This is a genomic window from Sphingobacterium lactis (assembly GCF_011046555.1).
GTDB classification, from domain to species: Bacteria; Bacteroidota; Bacteroidia; order Sphingobacteriales; family Sphingobacteriaceae; genus Sphingobacterium; species Sphingobacterium lactis.
In genome coordinates, this window is the sequence record NZ_CP049246.1 from 292,201 (window position 1) to 318,553 (window position 26,353).

The 26,353-nt window shown below is 44.9% G+C and carries 18 protein-coding genes and 2 tRNA genes; 9 read left to right on the top strand and 11 right to left on the bottom strand.

Annotated features, from left to right (window positions below; translation table 11 throughout):
• Positions 1–18: 18 nt before the first annotated feature.
• Positions 19–1,488, top strand: a complete 1,470-nt coding sequence (locus G6N79_RS01310; RefSeq protein WP_103904809.1) for a glutamate synthase subunit beta — start codon at positions 19–21, stop codon at positions 1,486–1,488.
• A gap of 179 nt (positions 1,489–1,667) precedes the next feature.
• Here the strand turns inward: G6N79_RS01310 and G6N79_RS01315 are convergent.
• A tRNA-Met gene (locus G6N79_RS01315) sits at positions 1,668–1,740 on the bottom strand.
• 53 nt (positions 1,741–1,793) lie between these two features.
• Positions 1,794–1,866 (bottom strand) — tRNA-Met (locus tag G6N79_RS01320).
• 113 nt (positions 1,867–1,979) lie between these two features.
• Here G6N79_RS01320 and era point away from each other — a divergent pair.
• On the top strand, positions 1,980–2,858 hold the full coding sequence (era, locus tag G6N79_RS01325) for a GTPase Era (RefSeq protein WP_103904810.1): 879 nt from the start codon (positions 1,980–1,982) through the stop codon (positions 2,856–2,858).
• Positions 2,859–2,917: 59 nt separating this feature from the next.
• On the opposite strand, the gene G6N79_RS01330 is transcribed toward era, so the two are convergent.
• From G6N79_RS01330 to G6N79_RS01340, 3 genes are all read right to left on the bottom strand, one after another.
• Positions 2,918–4,216: a cation:proton antiporter gene (locus G6N79_RS01330; protein ID WP_234993127.1), complete on the bottom strand. Its 1,299-nt coding sequence runs from the start codon at positions 4,214–4,216 to the stop codon at positions 2,918–2,920.
• Between the two features lie 9 nt (positions 4,217–4,225).
• Complete coding sequence (locus tag G6N79_RS01335) at positions 4,226–4,705, bottom strand: cation:proton antiporter regulatory subunit (protein ID WP_103904812.1); 480 nt, start codon at positions 4,703–4,705, stop codon at positions 4,226–4,228.
• A 73-nt stretch (positions 4,706–4,778) separates the two neighbouring features.
• Positions 4,779–5,558, bottom strand: a complete 780-nt coding sequence (locus G6N79_RS01340; protein ID WP_103904813.1) for an MBL fold metallo-hydrolase — start codon at positions 5,556–5,558, stop codon at positions 4,779–4,781.
• A gap of 115 nt (positions 5,559–5,673) precedes the next feature.
• Here G6N79_RS01340 and recJ point away from each other — a divergent pair, with 115 nt between their 5' ends.
• From recJ to G6N79_RS01370, 6 genes are all read left to right on the top strand, one after another.
• A complete protein-coding gene (gene recJ / locus G6N79_RS01345) occupies positions 5,674–7,374 on the top strand; it encodes a single-stranded-DNA-specific exonuclease RecJ (protein ID WP_103904814.1) in 1,701 nt (566 codons plus the stop codon).
• Positions 7,375–7,405: 31 nt separating this feature from the next.
• Positions 7,406–8,140 carry an LPS export ABC transporter ATP-binding protein gene (lptB, locus tag G6N79_RS01350; RefSeq protein WP_103904815.1) on the top strand — a complete coding sequence of 245 codons (735 nt, stop codon included), beginning with the start codon at positions 7,406–7,408 and terminating at the stop codon, positions 8,138–8,140.
• 23 nt (positions 8,141–8,163) lie between these two features.
• Entirely contained in the window at positions 8,164–9,678 is a 1,515-nt protein-coding gene (locus G6N79_RS01355; protein WP_103904816.1) for a GH3 auxin-responsive promoter family protein, read from the top strand.
• A 620-nt stretch (positions 9,679–10,298) separates the two neighbouring features.
• On the top strand, positions 10,299–11,369 hold the full coding sequence (locus G6N79_RS01360) for a branched-chain amino acid aminotransferase (protein ID WP_103904817.1): 1,071 nt from the start codon (positions 10,299–10,301) through the stop codon (positions 11,367–11,369).
• A 381-nt stretch (positions 11,370–11,750) separates the two neighbouring features.
• Positions 11,751–14,972, top strand: a complete 3,222-nt coding sequence (locus G6N79_RS01365) for a SusC/RagA family TonB-linked outer membrane protein (protein ID WP_103904818.1) — start codon at positions 11,751–11,753, stop codon at positions 14,970–14,972.
• 9 nt (positions 14,973–14,981) lie between these two features.
• A complete protein-coding gene (locus G6N79_RS01370; RefSeq protein WP_103904819.1) occupies positions 14,982–16,718 on the top strand; it encodes a RagB/SusD family nutrient uptake outer membrane protein in 1,737 nt (578 codons plus the stop codon).
• A gap of 650 nt (positions 16,719–17,368) precedes the next feature.
• On the opposite strand, the gene G6N79_RS01375 is transcribed toward G6N79_RS01370, so the two are convergent.
• From G6N79_RS01375 to pdxA, 6 genes are all read right to left on the bottom strand, one after another.
• On the bottom strand, positions 17,369–18,871 hold the full coding sequence (locus G6N79_RS01375; RefSeq protein WP_234993128.1) for an alpha-L-fucosidase: 1,503 nt from the start codon (positions 18,869–18,871) through the stop codon (positions 17,369–17,371).
• A 19-nt stretch (positions 18,872–18,890) separates the two neighbouring features.
• On the bottom strand, positions 18,891–20,993 hold the full coding sequence (locus G6N79_RS01380; RefSeq protein WP_103904821.1) for a glycoside hydrolase family 2 protein: 2,103 nt from the start codon (positions 20,991–20,993) through the stop codon (positions 18,891–18,893).
• A 251-nt stretch (positions 20,994–21,244) separates the two neighbouring features.
• Positions 21,245–22,174 (bottom strand): tRNA (adenosine(37)-N6)-dimethylallyltransferase MiaA, encoded by a 930-nt coding sequence (miaA, locus tag G6N79_RS01385; RefSeq protein ID WP_103904822.1) that lies wholly within the window; start codon positions 22,172–22,174, stop codon positions 21,245–21,247.
• A 78-nt stretch (positions 22,175–22,252) separates the two neighbouring features.
• Positions 22,253–22,831: an IS1096 element passenger TnpR family protein gene (locus G6N79_RS01390; protein ID WP_103904823.1), complete on the bottom strand. Its 579-nt coding sequence runs from the start codon at positions 22,829–22,831 to the stop codon at positions 22,253–22,255.
• Between the two features lie 61 nt (positions 22,832–22,892).
• Positions 22,893–24,305: a CCA tRNA nucleotidyltransferase gene (locus G6N79_RS01395; RefSeq protein WP_103904824.1), complete on the bottom strand. Its 1,413-nt coding sequence runs from the start codon at positions 24,303–24,305 to the stop codon at positions 22,893–22,895.
• Positions 24,306–24,380: 75 nt separating this feature from the next.
• The gene (pdxA, locus tag G6N79_RS01400; protein ID WP_103904825.1) at positions 24,381–25,436 is read right to left on the bottom strand and encodes a 4-hydroxythreonine-4-phosphate dehydrogenase PdxA; all 1,056 of its coding nucleotides are present in this window, start codon (positions 25,434–25,436) and stop codon (positions 24,381–24,383) included.
• 137 nt (positions 25,437–25,573) lie between these two features.
• Between pdxA and rsmA the strand changes: the two genes are divergently transcribed.
• On the top strand, positions 25,574–26,353 hold the full coding sequence (rsmA, locus tag G6N79_RS01405; RefSeq protein WP_103904826.1) for a 16S rRNA (adenine(1518)-N(6)/adenine(1519)-N(6))-dimethyltransferase RsmA: 780 nt from the start codon (positions 25,574–25,576) through the stop codon (positions 26,351–26,353).

A 26,353-nucleotide genomic window follows, 5' to 3' on the forward strand; every position in this document is an offset into this window, starting at 1 on the left:
CCGCGGAGGGTCAATATCATGGGAAAACCTACAGGATTTTTAGAATTTGAAAGAGCTGTTCCTCAGAAAGATGCTGCAGCGGACAGAAAACAGAATTATCAGGAGTTTGTGCATTCCTTTTCGGATGAGCAACTTAACAACCAAGCAGCGCGCTGCATGAATTGCGGCATCCCGTTTTGCCACTCGGGATGTCCTTTGGGCAATGTGATCCCGGAGTTCAACGACGCTGTATACGATGGGAATTGGGAAGAAGCGTATGCGATTCTCAGCTCCACCAACAACTTCCCCGAATTCACGGGTAGGATCTGTCCGGCCCCTTGTGAGTCGGCATGTGTTCTGGGCATCAACAAAAATCCGGTGGCCATTGAGGAAATCGAAAAGCATATCATCGAGATCGCCTTCAAAAAAGGTTTTGTGCAACCAAACAAGAGCTATTTAAAAACGGGCAAGCGTGTCGCTGTTGTCGGCTCCGGCCCTGCAGGCCTTGCTGCTGCCGCACAGCTCAATAAAGCAGGTCATGATGTTGTCGTCTATGAACGGGACGATAAAGTCGGAGGTCTCCTCCGTTATGGCATCCCAGATTTCAAACTTGACAAATCGGTAATCGACCGCCGCATTGAGGTCATGGAACAGTCGGGCGTGGAATTCAGAACCAATTCCGAAGTGGGAAAAAACGTTCCTACGGAAGAATTGGACAGCTATGACGCCATCGTCCTCGCAGGCGGCTCCACCATTCCACGGAACCTGAATATCCCCGGTCGGGAGTTGAAAGGTGTGCATTATGCCATGGAATTCCTGAAACAGCAGAATAAACGCGTTGGAAACTCGGCCATTGAGACGGAGGAAATACACGCGAAGGATAAAAATGTCCTTGTGATCGGCGGTGGTGACACGGGCTCCGATTGTGTTGGTACATCCAACAGACATGGTGCGAAGTCTGTAACGCAATTTGAACTGATGCCCACACCGCCGACTGCACGGACGGAAGCCATGCCTTGGCCAAGCTACCCGATGCTCCTGAAAACAACGACTTCCCACGAGGAGGGCTGCCAGCGTCACTGGAGCATCAGCACCAAAGAATTTTTGGGTGATGCTGACGGCAACCTGCGTGCAGCGCGCGTGGTAGACCTGGAATGGGAAACCGATGCATTGGGTCGCCCCGTATCCTTTAAAGAGGTGGAAGGTTCCGAACGTGAACTTCCTTGTGAGCTCGTGACGTTAGCGATGGGTTTCTTGCATCCTCAGCACGAAGGCTTGCTCCAGCAATTGGGCATCAAGCTGACGGATAGAGGAAACATCGATGCAACGGAAACCGAGTTTCAGACCAACAAAGCCAATGTGTTCACAGCCGGCGATATGCGCCGCGGCCAATCCCTCGTTGTTTGGGCCATCTCTGAAGGACGTGAATGTGCTAGAAAGGTGGATGAATACCTGATGGGAACTTCTGTTCTGGAAAGTAAGGAAGCGGTCATGGGCATTGCGGGATAAGCACTAGAACCGTACATAAAGAAATCACTATTTTAAAACAACGTTTTCCGAAACAGACCGCCCTTGGATGAAAATCCAGGGGCTTTCTTTTTGGTGAATCGGCATAGGCCCGACCAATTTTCCGTAGGCAAAAAGTGCATAAACTAAAAAAGCCCTCCAAAGAGGGCTTTTTATCCAAGTAGCGGGGACCAGACTCGAACTGATGACCTTCGGGTTATGAGCCCGACGAGCTACCAACTGCTCCACCCCGCAATGTATTGTAAATGTCTTTGGATTGCGCCTCGCGCGCAATCCGGTTGTTGTAGTAGCGGGGACCAGACTCGAACTGATGACCTTCGGGTTATGAGCCCGACGAGCTACCAACTGCTCCACCCCGCAATATATTTTCAAAAAATCTACTCTAAAATTATTTAAAAGCAGATTATACTATCTCCGAATTGGAGTACAAAGATATTATTTGTTTCTTTGTAAAGCAAATAAAATTTGAAATAATGTCGCATAAAGCAGGATTCGTCAGTATCATCGGTAAACCAAATGCCGGAAAATCTACCCTAATGAACGCATTAGTGGGGGAAAAGATGTCTATTATCACCCCTAAAGCGCAAACAACCCGGCACCGAATTATCGGAATCGTGAATGATGAAGACTATCAAATCGTCTTCTCCGACACACCCGGTGTGATCAAACCCAACTATTCCCTACAGGAATCCATGATGAATTTTGTGATGGGTTCGATAATCGACGCCGATGTGCTCCTCTTTGTTACAGACATCCACGAAAAATACGACGAAAATGATGTGCTCGATAAATTGAGGAACACAGGTTCGCCAGTTGCTGTCATCATCAACAAGGTCGATAAATCTTCGGAAGAAGAGGTCAAGGCTAAAATTGAGTTTTGGCAAGAAAAGATTAACCCAGATGCCATCTTTCCTATTTCTGCCCTATTGGGATACAATGTGGAAGCGGTCATGAATTACATCAAGGACAAATTGCCGGTCCATGCCCCATACTACGAGAAAGATGAACTTACAGATAAATCCATGCGATTCTTTGTCTCGGAAATCATCCGCGAGAAAGTCTTCAAATTATACGATAAAGAAATCCCTTACAGCACCGAGGTGGTAATTACATCCTTCAAGGAGGAAGCCCATATCACCCGTATTGCGGCAGAGATTATCGTGGAAAGGGATTCGCAGAAAAACATCATCATCGGAAAAGCCGGAGCCATGATCAAGAAGGTCGGCACCTATGCCCGCCAGGATATTGAAGAATTTATCGGTGGTAAGGTGTTCCTGGAAATGTTCGTTAAGGTCCTTCCCGATTGGAGAAGTAAGAAAAATTACCTGAAGAGGTTTGGATACGACGACTAGAATGCAAAAATATAGATTAGGGGGTAGCAGCAATGCTACCCTTTTTTTCGTTATGTCGATCAGTTTTCCACGGAAGCTTCCAAATCGCTGAGTTTCTTTTTCGGCTTTTTCGCGGTTTCCTTCTGCCCTGCCATGGTATTCCAGATATTCCGGGATTCCTTCGTCAACAAAGGCGAAATAATCGACAGCAATAATACATAGACCACAACGAAGGATTGGATCACAGGCAGCAATTTCCCCGCCTTACCAATGTTCGCCATAATAATGGAAAACTCGCCACGTGCGGATAGGGTAAAGCCGATATCAACGGAATTCTTTGCCGGCAGTTTGGAAAACCGACTGGCAAAATAGCCGGAAGCCACATTGCATACTACGGTAATCGCCGCCGCAAATACTGCCCAACCAACTGCACCGCCAAGGGAATACATATCGATGGACAGGCCGAAACTGAAAAAGAACATCGCCCCGAAGAAATCCTTGAACGGCAGCACCATCCCTTCGATCTTCTTGATGTATTTCGAATCCGCAAATACCAGACCTGCCATCAATGCGCCAATGGCTTCCGCCACATGAATGGTCTCCGAAAACCCTGCAATAAGGAACAGCAAACTGAAGATGATCAGAATAAAAAGCTCCGAGGATTTTTCGTACAATAGCTTATCGATGAATGGAACCAGTTTACGACCCAATATCAGAAAGGAAAGGATAAAGCCCAGGGCTAACAGCGATGTTCCCGCAACGGTCCAGAAAGACGAACTGCCCGTCAGGATCAGACCCGACAGGAAAGAAATATGCATGGCGATAAAAAGGTCATCAAACATGATCATTCCCATGATAACCTCGGTTTCGGGATTGGCGGTACGTTTCAGGTCCGTCAGCACCTTCGCAACGATCGCTGTGGAGGAACTAGTCATGATCCCACAGAGCACCATCATTTCCTTGAAGGGCAGATTCATCATCCAACCAACCAAGAGCCCAGAGAAGAAGTTCAGCAGCACATAGATCGTCCCACCAGCCACAATGGACTTCCCGGACTTGATCAGGCGCCCAACAGAAAACTCCAGCCCCAAATAGAACAAAAGGAACAGCACACCCAGCCGCCCCATAAACTCGATGAACGGCTTACTCTCGGTAAAGGTGAGGAATTTCCATACGGAATTAAACCCTTCCTTCAAGCCCTCACTGCCCGTATTGTTCAGGAAATCAGCAACAAATCCAGGGTACGATTCGTTCCCCAAGACCATACCGATCACAATAAAAAATGGAATAACCGAGAACTTTAGCCGATTGGCCAACAAACCGACCAAAGCTACCAATAAAACTGCGATTCCAATTTCTATAATGAGGGTACTATGCATAATTCGCGATTACAGTAAGATTTCTTTTAGCAATTTGATATTCTTTAATTTACCGGCAATGACCAATGTCGTTCCTGGGGTGATGACATAATCAGGTCCGGGGTTGATGATGGTTTCATCTTCCCGAATGGCAGCAATAATGGATGCACCGGTTCGCTGCCTTACTTCCAATTGGCCAATGCTCTTGTTCACGCCATCATTGGAAGCTCCAACCTTATACCATTCGATCCGTAGATCATCCAAAGCGACCTCAATGGTCTCCAATGCTTTGGGTTTATAGGACAGTCCTCCCAAAATACCGGCCACCTGACGGGATTCCTCATCCGACATCGTCATCACACAATGCGTCTCGTTGTCCTCATCCTCATGGCGGTATAACTCCCGACGGCCATCATCGTGGATGACCACTACCATGTTGTCGCCAGCTTCCGTTTCAATCTGATATTTCTTGCCAATACCAATTAGGTCACTCTCTCTAACTATCGACATGATTTCCTTTTGTTAATTAAAAATTAGATTATTTATTTCCCAGCTTATTTCAAATATATTGAATTCAAATGATTTATCCAGCATCGATGATCTTATAACTGCCATCTGCACGCTGTTCTGGTCTTCCGACGGAAATATTCTTGGAATGGTAAAACAGGAACACCCATCCTTCAGGAGCGCCCGCTTCCCAATATTGCGCCCGTAGATCGCGCGCCTTTCTTCCATCGTAATCATACTTGGCGATAAAGCTGCGGAAGATTTCCTCCGGTTCGGGCAATTCATCGCCTCCAAAGAAGAAATGCTCACCCTCCGTTTTCACGTGAAAGACCTGATGGAATTCGCTGTGTCCACCTGAAAGTTCATAACTGATCTCCGGCGTCAACTGCCCGTCGCCATTCACGAACAGGATGTTGCCGCTCCGCTGCAGGACGTCAAAGACCTCCGTCCGGTAGGATGGAGACTCGGAGCTGTACGCACTCTCCCACTCCTGTTCCTGGATCACATATTCGGCATTCGGAAAGGCCACCCGTTTTACGCCGTCCCTGATATCCACCATACCGCTGGCATGGTCCTTATGCAGGTGGGACATCAACACATAGCGGACATCGTTAATGGAAAACCCCAATTTCTTGATGTTCTCATGAATCACCAATTCCCCCGCTTCGTTGCGCAGGCCCAATCCTGTATCAAGCACGATCAAGCCATCCTTGGTTTCAATCAGGAAAGGATGCACATGGATGAACAGGGACCCGGGCCGATCCTTGGGATCGTCCTTTTTCGGATCAAAGGGAATAAATTGTTTCGTTTTATCAACAGAGTAGGAACCTTCAAATAAGGAATATGCTTTAGCCATATGTATTTATTTGTCTTCTTGACAGTTAAGTGCAAGTGATTTTGAACTTCGTGTACCACATTAGGTATCTAAGCCGATATAATGTATCTTTACACGTTAATTATTAGGCAAAGATATGCAAAAAAGGTGGGTGCTGAAACCAAAAAGGAATCAAGAAAAGATTAGCAAGCTCCAGGAAGCGCTTGGTGTAAACCCCATCATTGCAGAACTCCTAATCAACCGTGACGTTGAAACATTCGATCAGGCTCGGGATTTCTTCCGACCATCCCTAGATCAGCTACACGACCCCTTCTTGATGAAGGATATGGACGTGGCCATTACGCGCATCGATCGCGCCATCGGGAACAAGGAGAAGATCCTTATCTATGGCGATTATGACGTCGATGGTACCACGGCAGTTTCCGTGGTGTACAGTTTCTTCCGCGATTACAATTCAGGCATTGAGTTTTATATCCCAGACCGATACAGTGAGGGGTATGGTATTTCCAACAAGGGCATTGACTATGCCTATGAAAACGGATTTACACTTATCATTGCATTAGACTGTGGTATCAAGGCTGTCGATAAGATCGCTTATGCCAACAGCAAGGGCATCGACTTTATCATCGGTGATCACCATCTGCCCGGTGATGAACTTCCGGATGCAGTCGCTGTCCTGGATCCGAAGCGCAGTGATTGCCCCTACCCCTACAAGGAACTATCGGGCTGTGGCATCGGTTTTAAGATCGTACAGGCCTTCCTCCAGCACAACGGCATGCCCAAGGAGTTGGCTTACCAATACCTAGACCTCGTGGCGGTGAGCATTGCCTCGGATATCGTTCCGATTACCGGCGAGAACCGCATCCTCACCCATTATGGGCTGAAGAAACTCAACACCAACCCGTGCGTCGGGCTGCAGGCGCTGATCAACCTGTCGACTCACAAATCCGGTTCATTTTCCGTAAACGATGTGGTCTTCCAGATCGGTCCGCGCATCAATGCCGCCGGCCGTATAGACCATGCCAAGGACGCCGTCAAACTATTGACCGTAAAGACCCTGCAGGATGCAAAACCCTACTCGGATAGCATCGACGACCAGAACAATACCCGCAAGGGCTATGACCTCAAAATCACCAACGAAGCCCTTGAGCTACTGGATAACGACGAGATCCTGAAGGCGCGGAAAACAACGGTGCTGTACAAGGAAGACTGGCACAAAGGTGTAATCGGCATTGTGGCCTCCCGTCTGACCGAGAAGTATTACCGCCCGACCATCATCCTGACAAATACCAACGGCCATATCGCCGGTTCGGCAAGGTCCGTCTTGGGATTCGATCTTTACGAAGCACTCAGCGAATGCAGCGACCTGCTGGACCAATATGGCGGCCATAAATATGCGGCCGGCCTGACCATGCAGACTGTCAATGTCCCTCTTTTCCAAGAGCGTTTCGAGGAAGTTGTCAGCAAGAGTATTAAACCTGAGATGCTGCAGCAGGAAATATTGATCGAGAAAGAAATTACGTTAAAAGATATAGACGCCAAGTTTTACAAGATCCTGCATCAATTCCAGCCTCATGGACCAGTGAACGAAGCACCGACTTTTCTGGTCAAGGGCGTCACCATGGGCTACGGCGCTACCATTGTAGGTAGCACCCACCTCAAATTCTCCGTTAAACAGGGAGAATCGCCTATTTTTGACTGCATAGGTTTTGGTCTTGCCCTGTATATCGATCGGATCTTGGCCGGCAGGACCTTTGACATTTGCTTCAGCATTGAAGAGAACAATTGGCGTGGCAAGAAGAATTTGCAATTAAATGTAAAAGCAATTCGATTTTAAAAAATATATTTGCAATTAACGGTATAAGCACATGATTCTACGAGCAGAGCACCTTATCAAGAAATATAAACAACGAACCGTTGTGAACGATGTATCCTTCCATGTGGAACAGGGAGAGATTGTCGGTCTGTTGGGTCCCAACGGAGCCGGAAAGACGACCTCCTTCTACATGATCGTAGGCTTGATCAAGCCCAACGAAGGACAGGTTTTTCTTGATGACCTGGAGATCACCCAAGACCCGATGTACAAGCGTGCACAGCGTGGAATTGGCTACCTTGCCCAGGAAGCCTCCGTTTTCAGAAAGCTTTCCGTAGAAAATAACATCCTTTCCGTACTGGAGATCCATCACCCCAACAAAGCCGAGCGCAAGGAGAAACTGGAAGAACTGCTGACGGAATTCAGCTTGCACCGTGTCCGCAAGAACCGTGGCGACCTATTATCGGGTGGTGAACGCCGGAGGACTGAGATCGCTCGTGCCCTGGCCGCAAACCCGAACTTCATCCTGCTCGATGAGCCCTTCGCTGGGGTTGACCCGATTGCCGTTGAAGAGATCCAAACCATCGTTGCCAAATTGAAAACACGCAACATCGGGATCCTAATCACCGACCACAACGTACAGGAAACACTTTCCATCACCGACCGAGCGTATCTATTGACCGAAGGAAAGATCATGCTTACGGGAACTCCCGAAGAAATCGCAGACAATGAGCTTGCACGTAAATTTTACTTGGGAAGACATTTTGAATTAAGAAGGAAAAAATTCTAAATTTACGATTCTATAACCACTGTATGGCCTTATTAAACTCACTTTTTACGTGGATCATGAAGAAACGCATGCATCAGATCGATCTGTTCATGAAGTATCCCCATGATGTACAAGATGAATGGTTCCAAAGCTTGATTTCCGCAGCGGAGGCGACCGAGTGGGGCAAAAAATATGGCTATAACAGTATCTATACACCTGAGGAATACAAAAACCGGGTTCCCATTCAGGATTACGACGATATTAAGGGGTATGTGGACCGCATGATCAAGGGTGAACAGAATATCCTCTGGCCATCCGACATCAAATGGTTCGCCAAATCCTCCGGAACGACCTCCGACCGCAGTAAATTTATTCCCGTGAGTATGGAGGCCCTTGAGGAATGCCACTACCAGGGCGGAAAGGACATGCTGTCCATCTTCTGCCACAACAAACCGGAGAACAAGGTCTTCACCGGAAAGTCCGTCGTTATCGGCGGATCCTCCCAGATCAACAACTTTAGCCCAGATTCCTATTATGGCGACCTCTCTTCCATCCTGATCCGCAACCTCCCTTTTTGGGCCGAATTCAAACGGACACCGAATATCGAGGTCACACTGAATCCGAATTTCGAAGAGAAAATCGAACAGATCGCACAGATTACCATCAAGGAGAATGTCACCTCGCTGGCGGGTGTGCCAACCTGGAACATGGTCATGGCCAACCGGATCCTTGAGATCACAGGCAAGGATAATCTCTTGGAAGTATGGCCGAATCTGGAATTCTATGGCCATGGAGGTGTAAGTTTCAAACCTTACCGGGAGCAGTTCAAGAAACTGATCCCATCGGACAACATGTATTTCTTCGAGAATTACAACGCCTCGGAGGGCTATTTTGGCCTTCAGGACCGTTCCGATTCCGAGGATCTGCTGCTGATGCTCGATTATGGGATCTATTATGAATTCCTTCCCATGGAAAATATCCATGAGGAAAACCCGAAAACGCTGGCGCTGCATGAGGTGGAGGTCGGTAAGAACTACGCATTGATCATTTCGACCAATGCGGGTCTATGGCGGTACAAAATCGGGGACACCATTAAATTTACATCCATTTCACCCTACCGTTTCCAGATTTCGGGCAGGACAAAACAGTACATCAATACATTTGGCGAGGAGGTGATCGTGGACAATGCCGAACAAGCCTTGGAAGTAGCCTGCAAGGCTACCGAAGCGACGATAAAGGATTATACTGCCGGACCGGTGTATTTCAACGACAAGACCGCTGGAGCCCATGAATGGGTCATCGAATTCGAGCACCAGCCCAATGACTTCCAACGATTCCGTGAAATCCTGGACGCCACATTACGGGAAATAAATTCCGATTACGACGCAAAGCGGTACAAGGACATGGCACTCGCTGCACCTATCATCCACAATGCGCCAAAGGACAGTTTCTATAACTGGATGAAGAGCCGGGGTAAGCTGGGCGGACAGAACAAGGTACCACGCCTGGCCAACAGCCGGGAATACCTGGACCCGCTCCTGCAACTGATAAAAGGCTAAAAAACAAAAAATCCAGTGCACCGCGCTGGATTCGTATTCTTTTTTTAAGCACCGATGGTGCAATTCAACAATTAATTCTTACGCCGACCCCTTTGGTACCCCCACCATTCCAACCGAATGCAAAAGGTAGTAAAGAAACCTGCGTCATTTATCCTTAAGGACGGATGGCAGTTTTGTAAAGGAAAACAAAAAAACCAAGGATAAACTTCCATACACCTACCTGCGCGGTAGCCTGTACATTTAATTCTGTAGATTCTCTTTCCATAATGTTACCAATAAAATCTTTAAAGTTCTCACTCCGGAAACTTGTATCTCCCGTCCAGATCCTGAACAGCCGCAGGTTAGTTGCGACAGAGCTTCCAAAGCATAACCTCTATGCCAAATTCTGTACCGAAAATCGAGAATCATTCCCCCAACTGCGAAACAATCGTTTCCGCTGAGAAATCATGCCGCGGAACTATCCAAAAGAAAGGACAACTGATGCATAGGAAAATATACAATGTCCTAAAAGTGTTACGTAACAATAAATTAACCTCCGACCCACTTTCCAATTTAATCCCCCAAATGGCCGGTGCTTTTAATATTTTTGACTAAATTGCAGCCATTAATATTCTAACATTATGAGTTCCTCACAAACAACTACGATACAAGTGGAGCCTACACAACAATCTAGGCTTGCGCAAGTGGATTTTAACAATTTAAAATTTGGTCAGATCATGTCCGACCACATGCTGGTTGCTGAATATGACAATGGAAAATGGGAATCGGTAAAGATTGTACCTTATGGGGATCTTGCGGTCAGCCCTTCCATGTCTGCATTACATTACGGACAGGCAATTTTTGAAGGTATCAAGGGTTACAAATTTGAAGACGGAACAGTTAGTATCTTCCGTCCGGACAAGAACTGGGAGCGTTTCAACAAATCAGCTGCTCGCCTGCAAATGCCGGAGGTGCCTGAAGAGATCTTTATTGATGGCCTGAAGCAATTGTTGGACGTAGACAGCGAATGGGTACCAAACAAAGAAGGTACTTCCCTGTACATCCGTCCATTTATGTTTGCTACAGAAGCGGCATTGGGTGTCCATCCTTCCAAATCCTATAAATTCATTATCATCACCTGCCCTGTCGGTGCTTACTACAGCAAACCAATCAGCTTAAAGGTGGAAACACACTATACGCGTGCCGCAGAAGGTGGTGTTGGTTTCTCGAAGAATGCCGGAAATTACGCCCTTTCCCTATACCCTACGCAATTGGCAAACGATGAAGGTTACGACCAGATCATGTGGACCGATGCTTTGGAACATAAATACATCGAAGAAGCAGGAACGGCAAACTTAATCTTCCGCATCGGTGATAAGATTATTACACCTCATGGCGACACCATCCTTCACGGTGTGACAAGACGCACGATTATGGAGCTGGCTGAAAAATGGGGTTACCAAGCCGAGCAGCGCAAGGTATCCGTACAGGAATTGATCGACGGTATCAAGGCCGGTGAAGTATCGGAAGCTTTTGCCGCAGGAACCGCCGCAACCATTACCCATATCGACCGTATCGGATTCGAAGGACAGGATTATACACTGCCTCCAGTAGAAGGCCGCGAGTTCTCAAACAAAGTGTTGGGCTACCTCAATGACTTACGCTACGGCAAAACAGAAGATCCATTTGGCTGGAATTTAATCGTGAAATAAAAACTGCCAAAGTAGAACATAAAAAAAGCCACCGAAATCGGTGGCTTTTTTATGTTTTAGCGATTCCAATCTATTATTTTTTTTGAGGTAAAATTTACTGATATTCAATATTATACCTATTTTTTTTTAATAGCCAGTGCTAAATCTTTTTAACAAAACAAATTGATGATTAGTTTTCTTCTCAACTCTACTAATCAAAATATTTATTAAAGAATTCTACCCCTAAATCATAGTAAGAAAAACTATTACTCAATCGATTTCGTAGTTAAAACAATCGATTGTTTGCGATTAACAATTCGTTGATTCTAAAATTCTTCCTAGAATTATAGCTATAAATAACCAAAAAGATAACTCTAATAATAATCACAAATTGGTATGCATATGACTAATTACTTTACTCGGGTAAGGTGGACAAAATTATATTGCCATTTGGCACTTCTGTCACCCCTTACATTGATTGCAGGTCCCTCGTTTGGTACCACGATCGAGTTTACCAAACCAGATTTAAAAAATCAAACCCAATTAACAGCTACTTTTCAACAAACCATTACCGGTACTGTAAGGGACCAAGATGGCAACCCTATTGCAGGCGTTACAGTTGGTGTCAAGGGCGGTACCGCTAAAACATCGACAGATCAAGGTGGCCATTATGAAATTTCAGTCCCTAGTAATACTGCGATTTTAACGTTTTCTTCAATAGGCTATGTCACTTATGAAACTCAGGCTTCGAATGCTAAAACGATCACACTTGCTAGTTCAGAAGATACATTAGATGAAGTGGTGGTGGTTGGATACGGAAGACAGAAAAAGACAAACTTAACGAGCGCAGTTTCTCAAGTTGATTCAAAAATGTTGGAAAACCGTCCAACGCCTACAGTAACCAACATGCTTCAAGGGGCTGCTCCAGGTTTAGTGGTTACGAGAAATTCTGGACGTCCAGGGGCACAAGGATTAAATATCTCCGTCAGAGGGGCTACTTCCGCAAATGGTTCTGTCGCACCTTTGGTCGTTATCGATGGGGTAATCAGTTCAGACCAGACATTTGTAGCTTTAAACCCAAGTGATATTGAGAATATTTCGATCCTAAAAGATGGTGGAGCAACAGCAATCTATGGAGCGCAGTCTGCAGGAGGAGTTATTTTGGTAACCACGAAAAAGGGAAAAGCTGGTGTTGGCCGTATTTCCGTTTCCAGCAATATAGGATTTCAAAAACCAGGTGCAATGCCTGATCGTCTTTCCCTAATTGATGAAATGAACTATGTCAATTTAGCGAGACAAAATGCAGGTATTGCTGCAGAGTACAGTGAAGAAGATTTGGAATATGCTGTCAATGGACCAACGTTTGTATTGGGTTCAAATGGACAGTGGCGGACTTACAACCAACAAAATATCTTGGATCAAATTGTAAAAGATAATTACAACATCTACAATAACAATATCCAGTTTTCTGGAGGTTCTGAAAACATAACCTACTTAGCGTCATTAGGAAATATGACTCAGAATGGTATGTTCAAAGTGGGCGATGACAAATTCTCCCGTATAAATGCGCGGGTAAATGTTTCTGCTAAGGTTAATAAGTATTTAAAATTAGATCTAGGCAATGCCTTTATCAATCAAGACACAGATAATCCACAAGATGGTGGTTACGGAATTGATGGTGGTGGAAATTCCATTCTTAGACAATTTTACTCCTCAAGAATGAGATTTCCAATTTACAATGAAGACGGCACCTATTATAAAAGTGGTACATCTTCTGCATTTGGATATGCACTTATGAAAGATGGTGGCTTTAATACTGATCGCAAAAAAACATACTTCAATAATGCGACAGCAACCCTTAACAATTTTGTCAAAGGATTAGAAATTAAGTTGATGTATAGTCGTGAGAGCATTGATCTACAAAACAGAAATTTCCGTAGAACAGTTGATTTCTATTCAGGACCTACTGCAAATACGAAATCACAGCTGAATAATCCAAACAACTATAGCATCACAAATTACAAAACACTTAAACAAAATGTTCAAGCTGTAGTAGATTACGATTTGACGGTTGCTGAAAATCACAACTTCCATATTATGGCCGGATATCAGTTTTATGACCACGATTATCAATACCAGAGTGCTTCTACCAAGAACCTGTATGTAAATGATAATCCGAGTTTAAACTTTACATCCGATCCACTAAATAAATCGCACAGCCAATATGCTGAACGTGAAAAAATGCAATCATATTTCGGACGTTTTAATTACAATTTTAAAGAGAAATATTTGTTTGAAGCTACAATTCGTAGTGATGAAAGTTCTCGATTATCGCCAAATGTGAGAACTAAAGTTTTCCCTTCATTCTCTGCAGGTTGGAATGTCGCAAAAGAAGATTGGTTTGAAGGAGCCACAGGAATAATTACCGAATTAAAACCAAGGCTCTCTTGGGGTAAAGTCGGTTCTAAAATTGGTATTGGCTTTTATGATTACATAACGCAATTAAATTCGGGATCCAACATTATTATAAATGACCTTAAGCAAACTTATATCTATCAAAATTCATTACCGGCAAGTGATCTTTCTTGGGAAACAATTGAAACCAGAAATATTGGTGTAGACTTCAGCCTGTTGGGAAGTAAACTTACAGGTAGCTTTGACTATTTCCAAAAATACAACAACAATATGCTCGTGTCTATCAGTTTACCAGCAACTATCGGCATAAATGTTCCTAAATCAAATCAAGGCCAGATGAAAACTTGGGGATGGGAAGCTACCTTAGGCTACCGCGATAAGGTCGGAGAAGATTTCAATTACAACGTTTCCGTAAATCTTGCTGACAATCAAAATAGATTAATAAAATATGGCGGTGCTAATGATATTATTTATTCTGGAACAAATGGTTTGGTGGAAGGATATGCATTGAACTCTATATGGGCATACAAAACGGATGGTTATTTCCAAACAGAAGATGACGTCAAAAATGCGCCTAATTATGAAAAAATCATCAATAAAGCGGGCGTACCGGGAATAGGTGATATTCGATATGTAGACGTAGATGGTGATGGTTATATCACTCCTGGAGATAATAGACTGGGCAAAACTGGAGATTTAGTGTATTTAGGAGATACGAATCCAAGGTATCAATATGGAATCAATGCCTACATGGGTTACAAAAACTTTGATTTCTCTTTCTTTATCCAGGGTATCGGCAAAAGAAACCTGAAACCAAGCAATGAATTGATTCAACCGCAGTTATACTCTTATTATTTACCCATGGATTTCCAAATGGACTACTGGACACCTGAAAATAGAGATGCGGCGTTTCCACGACCATTCTTAGAAGGTAATCAAAACTTCCAAAATTCGGATAAGTGGTATGTAAGTGGAGCTTATGCACGATTGAAAAACATACAATTAGGATACACATTAACAAAAGATCTTGTGCGGAAAATGCCTTTCAACAGAGTGCGCCTATATGTATCTGCTGAAGATATTTTAACGGTATCCAAATTGGGTGTGTTCAAAGGGGCAATTGACCCAGAAATAAGACCCGAGGACAGTAAAGTTTCTCCATATCCTTTTGCAACCACGGTATCTTTTGGTTTAAACATCGACTTATAACAGATAATCATGAAAAAGAGAATTTTATATATACTATTAGCATCATTGAGTTTAACTCAATTCACATCTTGCGAAATTGACGAGATGCCAGAAACAACTTTGCATGATCAAAATTTTTGGAGAACCGTTTTGGATTTAAAAATGGCATCCAATTACTTTTACACGACTCTACCAGGTTTAAACACGAGTGATGTCACAGAAGATGTTTGGTCCAGCTATGGTTATTCCAACAGTGGAGATGCAACAAAGATAAACGATGGATCACGAGTAGCTCCAGCTTCAAGTGGCGACTACAACTATTATAATATTTATCAAACAAACAAATTACTTGAAAGCGCACCACTTATCCTAGAACAAGGTGGGAATGAAAAAGAGGTGAATTGGTATGTAGGGGAAGCAAAATTTTTTAGAGCATTCTACTATTTTGAAATGTTCAAAAGGTTTGGGGGTGTACCATTGATCTTGAAGACATTAAAGGTTGATGATCCTGAAGTATTTGCAGATCGTGCAACCCGCGAAGAAACATTTAATCAGATATTAATTGATTTGGATGATGCGATTAAGTTACTTCGTAGCGCTGATGAATTGGCATCTGCAAAAGAATACGGTCGCATTTCTAAAACCGCAGCTCAAGCCTTTAAAGCGCGAGTTGCATTGTTTGAAGGAACTCGTGAGCAGTACCATAAATATGGAGATGCAAGAAAGCACCTTACCATTGCAAAAGAAGCTGCAAAAGAGGTTATCGATTCTAAACAACATGCCTTATTTTCCCAACCTTCAGAAGGCACCAATGGTCAGCGACTAAATGACGCTTATTATAATTTATTTCAATTGGCTGGTGAAGGAAGAAGTAATAAAGAAAATATTATTGTTAGACCGTATGGTGTAAACAGGGAAAATGCGATCAGTTCAGTGGCTGTACAACGTTATTATGAAGGCAGCAATGTATTGCCAACGCAAAATTTTGTGGACAACTATTTAATGGCAGATGGCCTTCCAATAACAAAATCAAAATTGTATAAAGCTCCTACAAAAGAAACCACCCATGCTCAGTATTTTAACATGAAAGATCCGAGAATGTCCTTCACGATATTCAAGCGTGGCGATGAGTTTATTTCAAGCAGTAATTATACGATTCCAAATCCACGCCAACACCGTAGTGGTTATGGTATCCGAAAATACGCTAATAAAGAATATTGGAACCTCCAAGCTTCATACATAGACAAACCAGTATTAAGGTATGCAGAGGTACTTTTGATTTATGCAGAAGCAACTTATGAGCTCGATAAAAAGATTTCTGATGAAGACTTAAACTTGACTATAAATGCTCTCCGTGAAAGGTTACCTCAGATCAATATCGGTACCACTGAAGCTCCAAATTTCGTGGATATGCCAAAGCTCACAAATGCATTTGCTTCAACAAATGGATTAAACCTACTTGAGGAAATTCGTCGTGAGCGATTGGTTGAATTAGCATTCGAAGGCTTTGCTTACTGGGATTTAATCCGTTGGAAAACCGCAGAAATTGAAATGGTGAAACCGTTGATAGGAAGCTACCTCTTTACAGAATTTATTACGGAAAAAGGTGAACCTTGGGACCCAAAAACGCAAGTAGATACTAAAAATCATATTATCTTACAGCCAGCAAGCTTGAGAAAGTTTGATCCTGAAAAGGATTATTTATGGCCAATACCTACTACTGAAATTGCAAAAAATGGAAAAATTAAGCAAAATCCTAAGTGGTAGAAAATCAATTTAGCAATTGAAAAGGGTGTTCTATTTAGAACACCCTTTCTTTTTGAGGCCATAAGAAAAGGACAGAATATCTAGGGAGTGTGAATAATAAATCCACCCCCCTTTTTACCCCCACCAAACTCGCAAAATAAGCGTTTATCAACCATTTTACCTACCACACCAAAAATCACATAAAACCTTAACTACCAATTTATTAAAACAAAAAACATCCAAATCCTAGCTAAAAACTAACTGGACCTTGTCTGAGGTGCGTCCGAGGTGAGAGCGTACTGAGAGCGTGGTGAGAGCGTGTCTATAGGCACGCTCTCACCACGACTACACCACGCATGCAGTACGGCTTCATGTCAGACAAGGTCTAGGCTATGAAAAACACAGATTTACGCAAAAATGAAAATTGAAAAAGAGGTAAGAAAATAACAGAAATCTTGAAAAAGTCGTAGGACGACAGCGTGTAGCCGTTGCTATATTACAAAACAAAAACCTTGAAAATTAAGGATTTACCAAAACAAACTGGGAGTCTGTCTTATGGAAGGAATTTGTTTAAAAATACAAAATATGCCTGGATATTTCCGTTTTATTCCGGCAAAAAAAGAAGGCGCACCGTGGTGCACCTTCCTTTCAAAACTTATATAAATCATGTATTACATTTTCGCATCCATCAGCTTATCGGCCACCTTTTCTGGTGCTCCCCATTCCATCTTGATGACAAAGGCACGGTCGGACTGGAAATCTTTGGGTAAGATCACATCGTAATACGTGTTCTTATCCAAATCCAATCCAATATCTGCATGTTTGACCTCCAATTGCTGGCCATTGGCCAACAGTACCGCCGCCACAGGTACCTCTTTTGCATTTTTAGGTACAGCAATCCGCGCAATATTATTTACGGGTCTATTGAAAACGGTTAGGTATAGATTTTTATCCTTTTGGGTATAATAACCTAGCTTGCTCGTTGGCAGATCAACATGGCGCACGCCATAAACAGCTTCGGCGTTCACCTTCATCCAATCGCCGATCTCTGTAGCCAATTTATCCTCTCCAGGATGCATCTTCCCTTGTCCGTCGGGACCGAAGTTCAGTACAAAATTTCCGTTCATGGAGACCGTCTGCATCAGCATATCCAGGATATCATCGGTGGTTTTGGTATATAATCCTGACCAGTCCTTCATATACCCCCAGCCATTCGGCGGAATGGTCATTACGGCATCCCAATCATTCCCGTCCAGCCAAGAAACATCCTTTGGCAACTTGCGCTCCCAACCCTGTTCGTAATCGCCCAGGATGTCACCATTGCTATCGAAGTGGCGCTTACCATGTTCGTCATTACGGAATCGCGAACCTATGATCAATCCCGGATGTTTCGCACGAAGTTCCTTCTCCAAGTTGTAGGTAAATTCATACGATTTTATCCACGCCTGATCCCAGGTACCATCGAACCAGAATCCTTTGATGGTCGGGTATTTATCCAGCAACTCAAATAGTTGATTCTTGGTGTACTGCAGGAACTTATCATATTTTTTCTGCTCGGCTTCATTCTGTGGGGCCTTGTAGAAATAATCGGGGTTATTCCATTCCAGAACGGAGAAGTACAGGTAAACATCTATCCCTTCAGCATTGTAAGCATCCACGACTTCCTTCACGATATCCTTTTTATAGGGCGCTTTGGTGATGTTATAGTCGGAATATTTGGTCGGCCACAAGGCAAATCCGTCATGGTGCTTTGTGGTGAAGATCATGTACTTCGCACCCATATCCTTGGCCTGTTTTGCCCAAGCCTTCGGGTCGAAGGATTTCGGATTGAACTGCTTATAGAGGTTATCGTATATCGTTGTCCAATCTTTTGGTGCATTGGGTCCCTTCCAGGTGCGGATCCATTCGGATGCAGCGGCACCTTTGCGGGCGCTGACACCTTCCCATTCATTTCCCGGAATGGCATACAATCCCCAATGGATGAACTGACCCAATCCGTAATTCCGGAAAGCTTCCATATCGGCATCCGTACGGTGCTTCGGCGTAATCGGACCATATTTCACGTCCACTCTTTCCGTTGGCTTCACCTTCGGACCCGTCCATTGCCCGAAACTCTGTTGGCTCATCAGCAGGCAGGACATGCCCAACAACGCAATCTTTACTATATTTTTCATCGGTATATTTAAGCTTAAGTTAGTTTAACGTCCATTTCATCTCATCCGAAAGGGTTTCATTTTCATGCTTTCCTTTGGCTTGGATGGTATTCTCTCCTTTTTGCAATTGCACATTCTCCACCACCCAGTGTCTTTTATTGACGCCTTGCTTGGCGGTATAGGATTTACCGTTCACGATCAGCTCCACGGCCGGCAGATTGGAGAATACCTGCACCTGTGTGTTGGCCATGGTCCGTTGGTTATCCCGACGGTTGGCGATATAGAGCATAGGTTCTGGGTTCCAATTGGCTTTGTACCAATAGAAGGAGTCTTTCTTACGCTGGCGATCAAATGTGATCAAACCCTTCAGGTTGCGTGCATTCACACCACCGCGGTTCCATGCCGGAACGGCAAATTCGAACATATTCCAGACATAGGATGCCAGGATTATCGGGTTCTGCTCGATAGCGGCCCATTGCTGGATATGCGTTTCTGTCTGGTAGTTCTCAGCAAAGGCCTTCCCGCTGATCACATTATCCGGTTCTTCCACCTTTTCCTTGCCGATATCAATATTGCCATCCGCACCATATTCCGACAGCATCACTTTGTAATCCGGAAAATCCTGCTGTACCTTCTTTGCCCATGGAGCCAGGTCGCCGATTTTGCCGCCATACCAACCGAAGTAGTGGTTGATGCCCTGCACATCCGTGCTGAGGTTTTCCTGGCGATCGATGACATTGTACCCGGTAACCGCAACGGTATAGCGATCTGGATCCAATGTCTTGGCGATATCATTCAGTTCCCGGGATAGAACCGGAACCTGCTCATCCGCAGTTTTGGAATAAACTTCGTTGTGTACCCCCCAGATATAGATGGATGGATGGTTGAAATTCTGTTTCACCAGTTCCGTCATCTGCTGTTTCGCATTGTCATTTTCATAATAGGATACGCGGTTTACGAATGGGATCTCTGCCCAAACCAGGAAGCCCATTGTATCCGCTAGGGCGTACATATCCTGTGATTGTTGGTAATGGGCCAAACGGATGGTCGTGGCGCCAATCTCTTTGATCAGCTCCATATCTTCCTTATGCTGAGCAAAAGATAGCGCGGAGCCATAGCCCCAGCGGTCCTGATGTCTCGTCACCCCGTACATCGGGTATTTCTTATCGTTGAGATACACACCATCACCAGCTTTCAATTCCACTTTCCGCACACCTAAAGGTTGCTTCACGGCATCCAGCTCCTTCCCGTTCGACAGCACCTTGGCCGTTAGGGAATACAGGTACGGATCGCGAACACCATCCCACAGGTGCGGTGCCTTCATCTTGATCTGCTCATGAACATAGGTAACCCCTTGCGGACTGATCTTTACCGGTTGCTTGGTGCTATGAACCAACTTTCCTGCTTGATCGTGGATCTCGACTAGGAGTTCAGCAGATTGCACATGTTTCTCTTTGGTTTCCAATTTGGCTTCCACCTGAATATCGGCCTGCTTGGCGGACACATTTTTCTGGCGGATGTAGATCCCGGCAGCAGCTTGGTCCGTCACGACGAAACCGGTTTTATTGGTACTGATCAACTGCACCGGACGGTAGATTCCACCATACACCGGGAATAAAAACTGGTTGATCGGGATGATATCTTTTCTGGATTTGTTATCCGTCACCACAGTAACGGTATTTTCTTTTTCGTAGTCAATGGAATTTGTGATCTCGAACACGAACATGGAGTAACCCCCTTTATGTTCCCCGATGTAATTTCCATTGATGTACAATTGTGCTACGGCACCTACGCCCTCAAAGCGTAGAAAAGTCCGACGATTTCGCTCTTCCGGGCTCACCTTGAACGTCTTTTGGTACACGGCTTTGCCCTCGAAGAAATTACGGTCCTGCTGCATATCATCTTTATTGTAGGTATGTGGCAGCGTGATATCTTCCCAGACCTCCAATTTCGTCCATTGATTCTGGCTCTCGAAATATTTCTGGCCATTTTCAAAATCCGTAAAGAAGGTGGAATTATTGGCCTTATAGAATTTCCAATCTGTATTGAAAGAACTCACCACTCGCGATTGCGCCAGGGCCGATCCACTGACTACCAACCCTAAAAGAAGGGAAGCAAAGAATTTATTGCACGTAATACTCATTGTTAGGTATATATTGAAACATCCAAGATACTCAATAATACGCTAAGGTGCTTTTCACAAACGATTGCGCAAGTCACGAAATGGTTTTCGTAATAAAGGCATTGCAATGGAAATATCCGTTTTCAGGTATTTATACCGGCTCAGGAACACCATATCTTTGTACTATGCGAGCAATCCGACATTCGGCTTCACGAGCAGCGCGCATCCCAAGAATTATCTTTTATACGACTATACTACCATTAAAAAAGCTCCTATGGGGCTTTTTCTCTTTCTTGAGCGATATGCTCTATGATTTCATCAAATTGCTGTGGCAGAAACCAGGTAGTTTCTCCATATTTCTTGAACCAGGTGATCTGTCTTTTAGCATAGCGCCTGGAGTTTTGCTTAATCAAGTCAATGGCCTCCACCCAAGACAGCTTTCCCTCAAAATAATCGAATAACTCCGCATAACCCACGGTTAAAAGAGCTGGTTTATTCCGGAATTCAATCAGGGATTGCACCTCGCCCATCAAGCCCTCCTCCAGCATGTGGTCCACCCGGTTGTTGATTCGCTCATACAGATCCGCACGATCCATATTCAGGCCTACCGTAATGATGCGGAAAGGTCTTTTGGGGGATTGGTTCTTTAGGAAAAGGGACATCGGTTTGCCGGAAGCCTCAAAGACTTCAATGGCGCGAACGACCCGTTGCGGGTTATCAATATCGGCTTTCGCGTAGTATTCGGGGTCGATTTCCTGCAGATAGGCCTGCAGTGATTTGAGTCCTTCCATGCGCAAGCGATGGTTTAAGGCTTCACGCATCTCTTCGGGTGCTTTGGGCAGGTCATCCAGGCCTTCGCATAGCGCCCGCACAAAAAGTCCGGATCCGCCAACCCCAATAACCGTGTCGTGTTCTTTAAACAGGTCCGCCAACAGCACCAATGCATCACGTTCAAAATCGCCCGCGGAATAGTCCTCCCGGATGGAATGGGAATCGATAAAATAATGGGGCGCCTGTGCCAGTTCCTCCGCATCCGGTTTTGCCGTGCCGATGCTCATCTCCCGATAAAATTGTCGGGAATCCGCAGATATAATGGCAGTATTGAAATGATTGGCCAAACGGATTGCCATGGCGGTTTTCCCAACGGCTGTTGGCCCCACCACCATAATTAACGTCTTCTGTTTTTCCAAACCCTTAGTCATGTCACAAATTGACAAAAAATAGATGAAAGGCAAAGCCTATCATCTATTCTTTTCATATCGTGTACTATTAATAATCTACTAATAATCCTCTTCTTTGGATCCACTGGATTCCCCTTCGGACTCTCCACCCTCTTCGTCATCGAACATATCGAAGTCATCTTCCTCATCCACGCCGTACTGTTCTGCATCTTCATCTACAAAATCCTCATCATCATCCTCCTCACCCGTCACCGGGAAATTGGCAGCAGAAAGGACCCTCGGAGCCTCCCCGACTTTCTTGAAGATCGACGGGTATTCTTTGCCATCTTCCTCTTTCAAGATCTTGATCAATTCCACATGCAGGTCATAGGGACGATCAAAGTTGTAAACGTAATAGAATTTCTGATGTGGATCATCAATAAACTTGCTCAGTCGGATATCTTCCATGCCCAACACACCCGCAGCTTTCTTTCTTTCATTGGGCAGGTAGGCGATTTCCGTACCTTTTTTCCACTGATCATTGCTCACATAAAAAGAAGATGATTTCTCTACATCATAACCTGTTGATTTTTGAATACTTGCATGCAAGTCCATGAAAGTACTCTTTGAAGGCATATCAATCTCACGGTAAACATCCTCATAATCTTCAAACGATATTCTAAATCTATAAATCGCCATGGTATCTATTTAATTTAAAAAGCCCTTAATAGGCATTAAAGTTACATATTTTTTAAAAAAATCAATTGCCATTTACGGGGTTCAGGCCTAAGTTTTTTCCTTTTTCCAGCATAAAGCGCATGGCCTCCTCTCGGGAGTTTGGAATATCACCTTCCAGAATAGCTTCACGGATGGCGTTCTTGATCATGCCGACGTGCCTGCTCGGTCCGATGCCGAAAGCCTGCATAATGTCCTCACCATCGATGGGTGGCTGCCAATTGCGCAGGTGATCCCGCTCTTCCACATCCTTCAGCTTTTGCTTCACCAGCTCAAAGTTCTCGCGGTATTTTTTCTTCTTGTAATCGTTCTTGGTTGTTACGTCCGCATGGCACAGCATCATCAGGGCATCGATATCATCACCGGCCTCAAAGAGCAGGCGCCGCACCGCTGAATCGGTCACGATATCCTTGACCAGCACAATAGGGCGTAAGTGCAGCATCACGAGCTTCTGCACAAACTTCATCTTTTCGTTGAGTGGCAGCTTCAGGTCCGCAAACAGCTTGGGAACCATCTTTGCTCCTCGGTCCTCATGTCCGTGGAAGGTCCAGCCCACTTTTTTATCAAAGCGCTTGGTTGCTGGCTTGGCGATATCGTGCATAATGGCGGCCCACCGTAACCACAGGTCATCGGACATCTCCGCTACATTATCCAGTACCTCCAGGGTATGGTACAAATTATCTTTATGCCCCTTCCCTTCGATCACCTCGACCCCATGCAGTTGGTGCATGGCCGGGAAGATACGCTCCAACAGACCGGTATCAAACAGGTATTTGAAGCCGATGGATGGTTTTTCGGCTAGGATAATCTTATTGAGTTCGTCGATAACCCGCTCGCGGGAAATAATCTTGATCCGATCGGCATGGCTTGAGATGGCATCCAATGCCAAGGAATCGATCCGGAAGTTGAGCTGTGTGGCAAAACGGATTGCGCGCATCATCCGCAGGGGATCATCGGAAAAGGTAATGCCCGGTTCCAAAGGGGTCCGGATAACGCGGTTCTCCAGATCCTCCACACCGTGGAATGGATCAACAAGTGCACCGTAATCGGCATCGTTCAGGGAATACGCCATGGCATTGATGGTGAAATCACGCCGATTCTGGTCGTCTTCCAGGGTTCCATCTTCCACAATGGGTTTTCTGGAATCCTGACGATAAGATTCCTTGCGGGCGCCCACAAACTCGATCTGCAGACCATCGTATTGCAGCATAGCCGTACCAAAGGACTTGAAGACAGTCACCTTGGCCTGTAGGATCTCGCCGAGTTTATTCGCAAAATCAATCCCACTACCCAATACCACGATATCAATATCGTTCTTGAAAGGACGGCCCATAATATGATCGCGGACAAAACCACCGATCACATAGCAAGAAACACCCTCTTGTTTCGTTAAATCTTTGATTATAGGGAATATGGGATGACTTAAATTTTCACTCATAGCAACAAAGTGCAAAAGTAATGAAATTTATAGACAACAGCGGTCGCAGGACCAAGTAAAAATCAAGGGAATGTCCTAATCTCTATCTTTTGACAAACGTCGGAAGGATAAAGGATTCTCCGTTAAGATCTCTTGTTCGCGTCGTCTGCGTACAATATGTTCGGCTTCAAAGATGGCTTCCAAGAAAGAGGTATGCGATGCAAGGTTCTTACCTGCAATATCATAGCCTGTTCCATGGTCCGGTGAGGTGCGCACGACCGGCAAGCCTGCCGTAAAGTTGATGCCCGTCCGGGAAGCGATATGCTTGAACGGAATCAACCCCTGATCATGGTACATCGCCAGAACAGCGTCAAATTTTGTATAGGTATCTCCGGCAAAAAAACCATCTGCTGGATACGGTCCAAAACAGAAGATGCCTTCCTTATTTGCTTTTTCCACCGCTGGGCGGATAATATCCTTATCCTCGGTACCGATCAGGCCATCATCTCCCGCATGTGGGTTCAATCCCAATACGGCGATTTTGGGTTTCTGGATCCAGAAATCCTTCTTCAGGCTATCGTTCATCATGCGCAACTTCTGCAGGATGCTCTCCTCGCTGATGGCTGCAGCAACGTCCTTCACGGGAATATGACCGGTCACTACGCCGACGCGCAGATCTTCGCTCACCATGAACATCAGCACATCTTTCGCACCGAAGGCATCTTGGAGATATTCGGTGTGCCCAGGAAACTGGAAACCTTCCTGTTGGATATTGTGCTTATTGATGGGTGCCGTAACAAGCGCATCTATCAATCCGGCTTTCAGGTCCTCCGTTGCGCGTTGAAGGGAGATAAAAGCATATTTACCACCAATCTCATTCTCTTCACCCAGAGAGATCTTGACATCTTCCTGCCAACAGTTGATCATGTTGGGACGCTTTGGATTCGCTTGGTCGGCAGAATTGATCACATTAAAGCTGAAATCATTCACGCCAACTGCTTTCCGATGAAATGAAGCTACTTTGGTATTCCCGTAGACAATCGGTGTAAAAAAATCCATCACGCGGTTGTCCATCAAAGACTTGATGATCACCTCTAAGCCAATTCCGTTAATATCACCTATTGAAATACCTATTTTTAATTTTTCACTCATCGTATCCTGATTTATAGATATCCAAAAATAGCAAAAAAACATAAACATTCAGGCGCAATTGGGATTTAGGTCGTATATCCGGATTTTCTTGAGCCCTATACCTGGCAAAAAATGTATCTTTGTGGCAAATACTTCCTATGGGTTCAGTACGCGCAAAGAAACATTTAGGCCAGCACTTCTTGAACGATAAGCTTGCGGCACAGAAAATCGTAGATGCTTTAACGCCATCCCTTGGCTTTAAGCAGGTTTTGGAGGTGGGCCCCGGTATGGGCGTACTTTCGGATTTCCTCTTGCAGCATGAAGAGTACGAGACCTTCCTGATCGATGTCGATGATGAATCCATCGAGTTTTTGGCCGATAAGTACCCCCAACTAGGCGAACGCTTGATCCATGGCGATTTCTTGGAACTGGACTTCGGTAATTATTTCGAGGACAAGATGGCGGTCATCGGGAATTTCCCGTACAACATCTCTTCGCAGATTCTATTCAAGGTCCTGGAGGAAAGGAACCGCGTGGTGGAAATGGTTGGGATGTTCCAAAAGGAGGTTGCCGAGCGTTGCGTGGCGAAACCGGGCAATAAGGAATACGGTATCCTGAGTGTTTTCCTGCAGGCCTATTACGATGTGACCTACCTATTCACGGTGAAAGCCGGAGCGTTCAACCCGCCACCAAAGGTGCTATCTGGAGTCATGCGCATGGTCCGGAACAACCGGGAAACCTTGGACTGTGATGAGAAGTTATTCTGGCGCGTGGTGAAAGCATCCTTTAACCAGCGACGTAAAACCCTGCGCAATTCCCTTTCCGCGGTGATTCCAAAGGATAGGATGAGCGATAACCCCTTATATGACCTGCGGGCGGAACGACTGAGCGTTCAGGATTTTGAAGTACTCACCAACGAAATAGCAAGCAAACTTTAA

Coding starts and splice junctions, on each gene's coding strand:
- miaA (WP_103904822.1), bottom strand. CDS start 22,174: ATGACTAAGGGTTTGGAAAAACAGAAGACGTTAATTATGGTGGTGGGG.
- pdxA (WP_103904825.1), bottom strand. CDS start 25,436: ATGAGTGAAAAATTAAAAATAGGTATTTCAATAGGTGATATTAACGGA.
- lptB (WP_103904815.1), top strand. CDS start 7,406: ATGATTCTACGAGCAGAGCACCTTATCAAGAAATATAAACAACGAACC.
- G6N79_RS01330 (WP_234993127.1), bottom strand. CDS start 4,216: ATGCATAGTACCCTCATTATAGAAATTGGAATCGCAGTTTTATTGGTA.
- G6N79_RS01370 (WP_103904819.1), top strand. CDS start 14,982: ATGAAAAAGAGAATTTTATATATACTATTAGCATCATTGAGTTTAACT.
- G6N79_RS01360 (WP_103904817.1), top strand. CDS start 10,299: ATGAGTTCCTCACAAACAACTACGATACAAGTGGAGCCTACACAACAA.
- G6N79_RS01310 (WP_103904809.1), top strand. CDS start 19: ATGGGAAAACCTACAGGATTTTTAGAATTTGAAAGAGCTGTTCCTCAG.
- era (WP_103904810.1), top strand. CDS start 1,980: ATGTCGCATAAAGCAGGATTCGTCAGTATCATCGGTAAACCAAATGCC.
- G6N79_RS01380 (WP_103904821.1), bottom strand. CDS start 20,993: ATGAGTATTACGTGCAATAAATTCTTTGCTTCCCTTCTTTTAGGGTTG.
- G6N79_RS01365 (WP_103904818.1), top strand. CDS start 11,751: ATGACTAATTACTTTACTCGGGTAAGGTGGACAAAATTATATTGCCAT.
- G6N79_RS01390 (WP_103904823.1), bottom strand. CDS start 22,831: ATGGCGATTTATAGATTTAGAATATCGTTTGAAGATTATGAGGATGTT.
- G6N79_RS01340 (WP_103904813.1), bottom strand. CDS start 5,558: ATGGCTAAAGCATATTCCTTATTTGAAGGTTCCTACTCTGTTGATAAA.
- recJ (WP_103904814.1), top strand. CDS start 5,674: ATGCAAAAAAGGTGGGTGCTGAAACCAAAAAGGAATCAAGAAAAGATT.
- G6N79_RS01355 (WP_103904816.1), top strand. CDS start 8,164: ATGGCCTTATTAAACTCACTTTTTACGTGGATCATGAAGAAACGCATG.
- G6N79_RS01375 (WP_234993128.1), bottom strand. CDS start 18,871: ATGAAAAATATAGTAAAGATTGCGTTGTTGGGCATGTCCTGCCTGCTG.
- rsmA (WP_103904826.1), top strand. CDS start 25,574: ATGGGTTCAGTACGCGCAAAGAAACATTTAGGCCAGCACTTCTTGAAC.
- G6N79_RS01335 (WP_103904812.1), bottom strand. CDS start 4,705: ATGTCGATAGTTAGAGAGAGTGACCTAATTGGTATTGGCAAGAAATAT.
- G6N79_RS01395 (WP_103904824.1), bottom strand. CDS start 24,305: ATGAGTGAAAATTTAAGTCATCCCATATTCCCTATAATCAAAGATTTA.